Origin of the sequence: Humidesulfovibrio sp., assembly GCF_035560995.1 — a bacterium.
Classification (GTDB): Bacteria; Desulfobacterota; Desulfovibrionia; order Desulfovibrionales; family Desulfovibrionaceae; genus Humidesulfovibrio.
In genome coordinates, this window is sequence record NZ_DATMYK010000172.1 from 1 (window position 1) to 9,396 (window position 9,396).

At 66.1% G+C, this 9,396-nt stretch carries 8 protein-coding genes; all 8 read left to right on the forward strand.

What is annotated here, in order from left to right:
- Positions 1–100: 100 nt before the first annotated feature.
- Positions 101–820, forward strand: a complete 720-nt coding sequence (gene lepB, locus VN419_RS06610; protein ID WP_325645727.1) for a signal peptidase I — start codon at positions 101–103, stop codon at positions 818–820.
- Between the two features lie 47 nt (positions 821–867).
- On the forward strand, positions 868–1,740 hold the full coding sequence (locus VN419_RS06615; protein ID WP_325645729.1) for a DMT family transporter: 873 nt from the start codon (positions 868–870) through the stop codon (positions 1,738–1,740).
- Between the two features lie 62 nt (positions 1,741–1,802).
- Complete coding sequence (locus VN419_RS06620) at positions 1,803–2,999, forward strand: hypothetical protein (protein ID WP_325645731.1); 1,197 nt, start codon at positions 1,803–1,805, stop codon at positions 2,997–2,999.
- An 85-nt stretch (positions 3,000–3,084) separates the two neighbouring features.
- Positions 3,085–4,626 carry a YifB family Mg chelatase-like AAA ATPase gene (locus tag VN419_RS06625; RefSeq protein WP_325645733.1) on the forward strand — a complete coding sequence of 514 codons (1,542 nt, stop codon included), beginning with the start codon at positions 3,085–3,087 and terminating at the stop codon, positions 4,624–4,626.
- Between the two features lie 6 nt (positions 4,627–4,632).
- A complete protein-coding gene (locus VN419_RS06630; RefSeq protein WP_325645735.1) occupies positions 4,633–5,352 on the forward strand; it encodes an MBL fold metallo-hydrolase in 720 nt (239 codons plus the stop codon).
- A gap of 249 nt (positions 5,353–5,601) precedes the next feature.
- Positions 5,602–6,255: a nitrate reductase gene (locus tag VN419_RS06635; protein WP_325645737.1), complete on the forward strand. Its 654-nt coding sequence runs from the start codon at positions 5,602–5,604 to the stop codon at positions 6,253–6,255.
- A 24-nt stretch (positions 6,256–6,279) separates the two neighbouring features.
- Positions 6,280–7,518: a (Fe-S)-binding protein gene (locus VN419_RS14560; protein WP_349255580.1), complete on the forward strand. Its 1,239-nt coding sequence runs from the start codon at positions 6,280–6,282 to the stop codon at positions 7,516–7,518.
- A 321-nt stretch (positions 7,519–7,839) separates the two neighbouring features.
- A partial coding sequence (locus VN419_RS06650; protein ID WP_325645743.1) for a cache domain-containing protein occupies positions 7,840–9,396 on the forward strand: 1,557 nt, incomplete at its 3' end.

Consider the following 9,396-nt stretch of genomic DNA (forward strand, 5'->3'; position numbering starts at 1 on the left):
CTTCCTGGCCGTGCTCAAGGCCGGCAGCGACGACTAGCCCCGCCGCACCACCCGCGACGAGAACAACCGCGCGGCACCCCGCCGCGCCAAAGGAACATGCATGAATCCCAGATGGCTCAAAACGCTCAAGGAATACATCGAGGCGCTGCTTGTCGCGGTGGTTCTGGCCCTCATCATCCGGGCCTTCGTCGTGCAGGCCTTCAAGATTCCCACGGGCTCCATGCTGGAGACCCTGCAGATAGGCGACCAGCTTCTGGTGAGCAAGTTCCACTACGGGCTCAAGCTGCCCTTCACCGACAAGATCCTGGTGCCGGTGTACGAGCCCGCGCGCGGCGACGTCATCGTGTTCGAGTACCCCTACAGCGAGAAGCTCGACGCCAACCGGCCCCAGCTGAAGGACGTGGACTTCGTGAAGCGCATCGTGGGCCTGCCGGGCGACACGGTGGAGATTCGCGCCAAAGAGGTCTTCGTCAACGGACAGCACGTCACCGGGCCGTACATCCAGCACGTGCGCGAGGACATCGAACCCAATCCCCTGCCCGAAGGCCACCCGGAAATCACCGTGGATCCCAAGGCCTACTTCGACCACTGCGAGGACACCACGAGCACCTGCCGCGCCAAGCGCGACTGGATGCCCAAGCTCACCGTGCCCGAAGGCCACTACTTCGTCATGGGCGACAACCGCGACGAGTCCTTCGACTCCCGCTTCTGGGGCTTCGTGACGCGTGAGAGCATCAAGGGCAAGGCCATGGTCATCTACTGGTCCTGGACCGGCCCCTCGAACATCCGCTGGGAGCGCCTGGGCCGGATGATCCATTAGAATGATCCACTAGCCCCCGGCGCCGCCGGGGCCTGGGGCGCTGCATCATGAGCGAACGCGCGCGCGCCTCGCTGCTCCTGGCGGCAACGGCGCTCATCTGGAGTTCCGGGGGGCTGGCCATCAAGTTGGTGGACCTGCCCCCCATGGCCATAACCGGCGTGCGCAGCGCCCTTTCCGCCCTCACCCTGGCCCTTCTCTTCCGCAAAAGCCTCTGCTTCACCCTGAGCCCGGCGCGGGTCTGCGCCGCCCTCAGCTACGCGGCCCTGCTCGTCTCAAACGTGGCCGCCACCAAGATGACCACGGCGGCCAACGCCATCCTGCTCGCCTACACCGCGCCGGTCTATGTGGCGCTTTTGGCCCCGCGCCTGCTGGGCGAGAAGACGCGCCCGGCGGACTGGCTGTTCATCGGCGTGGCGCTCTCCGGCATGGTGCTGTTCTTCTTTGACCAGCTCTCGCCCGAAGGGCTTTGGGGCAACATCGTGGCCGTGGGCTCCGGCCTGTGCTACGCGGCCTTCACCCTATCCATGCGCGCCCAGAAGGACGCCTCGCCCGTGGAATCCGTGCTGCTGGGCCATGTGCTCACGGCCTGCGTGGGCCTGCCCTTTCTGCTTGGGACGCAGCCCAGCGCGGAAGGCTGGGCCGGGCTCCTCTACCTGGGCGTCATCCAGCAGGGCTTCTCGCTTGCGCTCTATGTCTGGAGCATCAAGCGCCTGGGCGCGCTGGAGGCCATCCTCATCATGACCCTGGAGCCCATCTTGAATCCCGTATGGGTGGCGCTGGGCGTGGGCGAACTGCCCGGCTTCTGGTCGCTCCTGGGCGGGCTGGTGGTGCTTTTGGCCGTCACCCTGCGCGGCGTGCTGCAAGCCCGCGCCCCAGCGCCGAAAACCCCTGGGCAACAGCCCGGAAACAGCCTAGCCTAAACGCATCCCCCCGCCTGCGGCGCTCCCGCCGCCCGGTCTTCCGATACGCCAGGAGGGACGGCATGCCCAACGCCACCCCGTCCAAAGCCGCCGCCTTGCCCGCGCGCGCAGCCGCCCTGCTGCTGGCGCTGGCCCTCTGGGCCGTCTGGGCGGCTCCGGCCCAGGCCCAGGCCACCGTCAAGCGCGGGCTGGTCATCCTGCTCCAGTTCCCGGACGTGCGGCATGAGGTGAGCCGCGAATTCGTGCAGCAACGCTTCGGCGAACAGCTGACCCGCTACGTGCGCGAGATGTCCTGCGGGCGTGTTGAACTGGCTGTCGACGTCGTGCCCGGATGGAGCACCCTGCCCGGCCCGGTGGGCCGCTACAGCATCTCGCCACACAACCTTGAGGTGGACAAGTCGCGGGTCATGCGGCTCATCGACGACGCCCTGGAGACCCTGGGCCCGGCCGCGGATCTTGACCGCTACGACTTCATCGCCCTCATGCTCGGCGCAAAGGTGGCCGAGTACGGCATGGTGGGTCTGTGCGGCTATCCCGGCATGCTGGGCTGGGCCACGGAGGACGCGTTCCGCACCAGAAGCGGCAGGCGGGTGCGCGGCGGCGTGGCCATCTTCACCAGCCAAGCCCATCCCGGCACCCTGTTCCACGACGTGGCGCACATCCTGGGCGGCGTCAAAGACGGCAAGCGGCAGGTGCCCTGCCTGTACGACCACGACCTGCAGGCCCGGCCCGGCCCCCTGCGCGAGGTCTTCGCCCAGGCCATCATCAACATGGGCTATTGGGACCCCATGTCCTGCCACTTCTATCAGCGCGAGCTGCCGCCGCCGGGCATCTCCTCCTGGACGCGCGTGCGTCTGGGCTGGCTCGATGCCGCGCGGGTGCTGGTGATCGCGCCCGGACGAACGGAGGAGGTGCTCCTGGGTCCGCTGACGGACTGCTCGGCCCCCTTCGTGGCCATCCGCATCCCCCTTTCCCCCACACGCTACTATCTGGTGGAAAATCGCCAGCCCCTGGGTCTGGACAAGAACCTGCCCGGCAGCGGGGTGCTTGTCATGCTGGCCGACGACACGGTGGGCGAATGCCGCCACGGCCGCGCCCCGGTGAAACTCATGAACGCCGACCCCGGCGCGCCGCAGCTGACGGGAGCGGCGTTCCGTCCCGGCGGGCGCGGCACTTTCGTGGATGCGGCCAACGGCATCAAAATCGAGGTGCTGGAGGAGCTCAATGGCTCCATGCGGGTGCGCGTGGGCCCGCCGTAAATAGGGCAGGGCCCTGTTTACTCTGGGCAAGCCACACGGAATCGTTTACACTCTATGGACGACACGTCCGCCAAGGAGCCCCCGCTTGATCGCCAAAGTCCGCACCGCAGCCCTCTTGGGTATCGAGGCCGTGCCCGTGGCCCTGGAGGTCGACCTCGCGCGCTCGGGCATGCCCGCCTTCACCCTGGTGGGCCTGGCCGAGGGCGCCGTGCGCGAGGCCAAGGAGCGTGTGCTCGCGGCCCTCAAGAACGCCGGGCACCGGCTGCCGCCCTCGCGCATCACCGTGAACCTGGCCCCGGCGGACCTGCGCAAGGAGGGCAGCGGCTACGACCTGCCCCTGGCCCTGTGCCTGCTGGCCGCGGCCGAGGTCATCGACGCCGAGCGCCTGGACGGCTGGTTCCTGGCGGGCGAGCTTTCGCTGGACGGCAACCTGGGCCCGGTGCCGGGCGTGCTGCCCCTGGCCATCATGGCCCGGGAGCAGGGCGCGCGCGGGCTCATCGTGCCTGCGGACAACGCGGCCGAGGCCGCCGTGGTGCAGGGCCTTGCCGTGTACGGGGTGGACAGCCTGGCCGAGGCCGTGGGCATCGTCACCGGGGAGCGCGTGCCCGCGCCCGCCACGGTTGACGTGGACGCCCTGTGGGCCGGGCAGGCCGCCCTTGATGGCGACTTTGCCGAAGTGAAGGGCCAGGACCACGCCAAGCGCGCCATAGAGATCGCCGCCGCAGGCGGGCACAATCTTTTGTTCGTCGGGCCTCCAGGCAGCGGCAAGACCATGCTGGCCCAGCGCATACCCACCGTGCTGCCCCCGCTGACCTTCGACGAGGCCCTGGAAGTCACCAAGATCTATTCCGTGGCGGGCATGCTCCCGCGCGAGGCCGCGCTCATCGTGCGCAGGCCCTTCCGCCCGCCGCACCACACCATTTCGGATGCGGGGCTCATCGGCGGCGGCGCAAACCCCAGACCGGGCGAGGTTTCGCTCGCGCACCGGGGCGTGCTGTTCCTGGACGAACTGCCGGAGTTCAAGAAGCACGTGCTGGAGGTGCTGCGCCAGCCCCTGGAAGACGGCCGGGTGACCATCTCCCGCGCGGCCCTGTCCCTCACCTACCCGTCGGACTTCATGCTCATCGCGTCGATGAATCCCTGTCCCTGCGGCTATCTCACCGACGACCGGCACGAGTGCACCTGCCAGCCCGCGGCCATCGGCCGCTACCGTTCGCGCATCTCCGGCCCGCTCATGGACCGCATCGATCTGCAGGTGGAGGTGCCCGCCGTGCCGTACGAGGACCTCAAGGCCCCGCGCGGCAACCGCGACTCGGCCACCATGCGCGCGGGCATCCTTGCGGTGCGCGCCATGCAGGCCAAGCGTTACGCGGGGCAGAACATCCGCCTGAACGCGGACCTCACCGGCGCGGCCCTGGAGCGCTGGTGCACGGTGGGCGAGGACGAGCAGCGCTTCCTGGAGCAGGCAGTGCGGCGCTTGGGGCTCTCCGCCCGGGCGTACACGCGGGTCCTGCGCATCGCCCGCACCATCGCGGACATGGAGGAAGCCGAGGCCATCGGCATCGGGCACCTTGCCGAGGCCATCAACTTCCGCACCATGGACCGCGTGAACCCGCCGCAAGGATAGAACGCTTTGAACCAGCTCGATATTCTCAGCATTCCGCGCGGCGGGTTGCCGCCGCTGCACCCCGTGCTGCTGCGCGATGAGACGGAGATGGTCCTGGTGGACTGCGGCTGCACCGGCTTCCTGCCCCTGTTGGAGGAGGCGTTCCGCGCCGTTGGGGCGGACATGGCCCGGCTTACCCGCGTGTTCATCACCCACCACGACCATGACCACATGGGCGCGCTGGCGGCCCTCAAACGCTCCCGCCCCGGCGTCCAGGTCCTGGCCTCCGCCGAGGACGCGCCACACATCGCCGGGGAACGCAAATCGCTGCGCCTCATCCAGGCAGAGGCCCTGCAGCAAAGCCTGCCGGACGACAAGAAAGAGGAAGGCCTGGGCTTCATGCGCCTGCTGGCCGGGGTGGAGCCCGCACACGTGGACGCGCAGTTGCGCGGGGACGAGCTTTTCCCCTGGTGCGGCGGCATTGAGGTCATCGCCACCCCCGGCCATATGCCCGGGCATATCTCCCTTTACGCGAGGGCCAGCCGCACCCTCATCGCCGGCGACGCCATGGTGGTGCAGGATGGCCGCCTGTGCGTGGCCAACCCGCAATACACCCTGGACATGCCCGAAGCCCGCCGCTCCCTTGCCCGCCTGCTCAGCTACGACATCCAGCACGTCGTCTGCTACCACGGAGGAGCATTCGCCGGAGACATCCCCGCCGCCCTGCGCAAGGGTGCGGGAAACTGAACCCTCTCTGGAAAGATATGTATCCTCCCTCTTCAGGGGGATTGCGCTACAAGCCATCTCATGCTACCCAGGTAGCGTATCGAAACAGTTCATCGAATTGACTGTGTTGCAACGTCTATTTGGCGAAAAACATATCCTCCCGCGCAATAGGGATTGTCTCGCAGGAAAAGACGTGCTACCCTGGTACCGTATTCGGCAGGCGGATGCGTCGCGCGTCGCAAGCCCTGTCCCAAGCGCCGGGAGGAACCCGTGTTCGCCCTGTATGATCTGGCCGCCGGGCCGCTCTTTGCCGTCTCCTTCGCCGTGTTCCTGCTGGGCATGGCCTGGCGGGTGCTGCGCTTCCTGCACTTGGCCAAACGCATGGACCCCGCCGCGCTCAAGGGCTTCCGCCCGACCTGGGCGCTCAAGTCCATCTACCATTGGCTGGCGCCCGCCAACATCACGGCCAGGGAAAACCCCCTGCCCACGGCGGCCGGGTTCGTGTTCCACCTGGGACTTCTGGCCACGGCGCTCTTGTTCCAGGCCCACGTCATCCTGTGGGAGCAGGCCTGGGACATCTCCTGGTGGACCCTGCCGGACGAGGTGTCGGACTATCTGGCCTTCGCCTGCCTGGCGGCCGGGGCGTATCTCATCATCCGCCGCCTGGCCCTGCCGCACGTGCGCGCCCTGACCGGCCCAAGCGACTGGCTGGTGCTCTTCCTCACCCTCGCGCCCATGCTCACCGGCGTTTTGGCCTACCATCAGTGGGGCGATTACGACACCTTCATCACGCTGCACGTGCTCTCGGCCGATTTGCTGCTGTTGCTCGCGCCCTTCACCAAGCTGTCCCATGTTGTTCTGTTCTTCGTGTCCCGCGCCGTCACCGGAAGCGATTTCGGCAAGCGCAGCGTGGGCGCGTGGTAAGCGCGCGCCCGCCAAGGAGCTGACATGACCCTCGACATCCCCAAGCTGAAAGAGGCCCTGAATTCCCGCAACGGCGCGCGCCTTCGCCTGTGGCTGGACATCTGCGCCCGCTGCGGCCTGTGCGCCCAGGGCTGCCACTTCTACCAGTCCGAGCCCAAGCCCGAACACGTGCCCGCGCACCGCATGAAGCCCATGGCCGAGATGCTGCGCAAAAAGGGCGAGGTGGACGAGCAGTTCATGCAGTGGCTGGTGGACACTGTGTACGGCACCTGCACCATGTGCCAGCGCTGCACCATGTTCTGCCCTTACGGCATCGGCATCGCCTTTGTGGTGCGGGCCACGCGGGCGCTCGCCGTCAGCCAGGGGCTCACGCCTCCTGGCTTGGCCTCCGGCCTGCAGAACGCGCTTGATGTGGGCAACAACCTGGGCATCACGGACGACGAGTACCGCGAAACCATCGAGTGGCAGCTGGAGGAATTGCAGGAGGAGATGCCCGACGCGGTTGCGCCCATCGACAAGAAGGGCGCGGAGGTGCTGCTCACCTTCCACCCGCGCGACATCAAGTTCTACCCCCAGAACCTGTACGGCTATTTGAAGCTCTACAACGCGGCCGGGCTCGACTTCACCCTGGCGGGAAGCCGCGGCTGGGACTCCACGAACATCGGGCTCTTCGCGGGCGACGACCCGGCGGCCACGGAACTTGCCGGGCGCGTGGTGGCGGCGGGCGAAAACCTGGGGGTCAGGACAGTCCTCACAGCCGAGTGAGGGCACTCCATCCGCGCCCTCAAGTTTGAGGGACCCAACTGGCTCAAGCGCGATTTTCCCTTCGAGGTCATGGCCCCCATGAAGATGTGGGCCGACCTGTTCCGCCAGGGCAGGCTCAAGCTCAAGAAAGGCTTCCACAAGGAGTCCGTCACCTTCCAGGATTCGTGCAACTTCATCCGCAACGCCGGGCATTTCGAGGACTCGCGCCTTTTAATGCGCCACGTGGCCCAGGACTTCCGCGAGATGCACCCGAACGGCGTGCATACCTATTGCTGCGGCTCCGGCGGCGGGCACGGGCTCATGGCCGAGTACAAGCAGAAGCGCCTGGCCACGGCCAAGGCCAAGGCCGAGGCCATCCGCGCCACGGGCGCGGAGATGACCGTGGTGGCCTGCCACAACTGCGAAGACGGCATCCGCGACGGCATCAAGACCTACGAGGTGCCCTCGCAGGTTCATCTGTTCAGCAACTATCTGGCCGAGGCCGTGGACCTGGACTAGCCCTCGGGCTGGTCCAGGTCCCGCCCGGACCACACAAAAACGCCGCCGCCAGCGCGGCGCAACCTGTCCCGCCAGAACTCTCATCAGAAAATTTCGCACCTTCTCCCTTTACATATCAGACGGAAGCCTCTAATTGCTTCTGCGCGCAGGTGCCCCCCCGCCGTCGCACGTCTTCAGAACCGGAACGGCAGTTTTCCTGCTCAACATCAAGAACCCTGAGCTTAAGGATTCTTGACAACTGTCGATCTTCACAACAGATACCGCTTGTACTCGAAACGTATTTCCGGGGGCCCTATGCCGCGCATAAAAAGTCTTGGAACAGTGCTCATACTGTCCGTCACCCTCGTGGTGGCCCTGGCCGTCATGGGCATCGTGATCTACGTCTCCAAGTCCTCGTACAACATCAGTCTGCACCTGGAACAGCAGTCCATGGAGCAAATCTCCGCTGCCACCCAGAAATCTCTGGACAGGTACATCAGCGGCACACAGACGCTGGTGGAATCGCTGGCGGCGCAGAAAGCCCTGCGCGAGGCCTTTGAAGGCGACCCCAAACGCGCCAAGGAACGCCTGCACGAGTACATCAAGATCAACAAGGAGTATTGGGCCCTGTTCATCTTCGACGCCAAGGGCGTCATCCTGGCGGGCTACAACGCCAAGGAAGAAGACCTGACGGGCCAGAGCCGCGCCGACCGCGACTACGTGAAGGCCATCCTGTCCGGGCAAGACGTCTACTTCGCCAAGGACCTCATCAAGGCCAAGAGCGGCGACGGCGACCTGTTCATCTTCTCCCTAGCCAAGGCCATCAAGGGCCCGGACGGCAAGGTGCTGGGCGGCGTTGGCGCCTTCCCCAAGTGGGAAACCTTCACCACGGCCTTCATCGATCCGCCCCGCTTCGGCAAGCGCGGCTACGGCTTCATGCTTGACAGCAAGGGCCGTTTCATCGCCCACGCCATGGACAAGGAACTCATCCTCAAGGACGTGAGCGACCAGGATTTCGTCAAGAAGGCCCTGGAAATCAAAAACGGCACACTGCTCTACGACTGGAAGGGCGAGCAGAAGTTCATGACCGTCTCCACCGACCCGGACACCGGCTGGATGGTGTGCATGAGCGCCTACGTGAGTGAGATGACAGAGGCCGCCACGATGCAGCGCAACATCCTCATGGGCATAGGGCTTGCGGCCATGCTGGCCCTGGGCCTGGGCATCACGCTTCTCGTGCGCAGGCTCGTGGTGGCGCCCGTCAATGACATCAAGCACTTCACCCAGGCCGTGACCGAGGGCGACTTCAAGGCCCAGCTGCATGCGAATTTCCGCTACGAGCTGGCCGACCTGGGCCAGAACATCCGGGGCATGGTGGCCGAGATCAAGTCCAAGCTCGGCTTCTCCCAGGGCGTGCTGGACGGCATCCCCACCCCTTGCGGCATCGTGGGGCCGGACTTCAACATGCTCTGGTGCAACCAGCAGGTGTGCGATTTCCTGGAAAAGCCCGGCACGCCGTCAGATTATCTGGGCGTTAAGTCCGGCCAGTTCTACTGGAACGACCCCAACCGTGAAACCATGTCCGACAAGGCCATCCGCACCAATTCCACCCAGAAAGGCAAGGCCACCTGGGTTGGCAAAGGCGGCGTGGAAAAGCATGTGGATGTGTCCACAACCCCCTTCTACGATCTTGACGGGCACTTGCTCGGCTCCATCTCCTTCTGGTCAGACATCTCTGAAATCATGAACAATCAGAAGAAGATCGAGGAGCAGAACGCGCGCATCGCCCAGGCGGCTGCCGCGGCCAACACGGTGAGCGATCAGGTTGCCAGCGCCTCCGAGCAGCTGGCCGCGCAGATCGAGCAGTCCAGCCGGGGCACGGACGAACAGCGCGCCCGC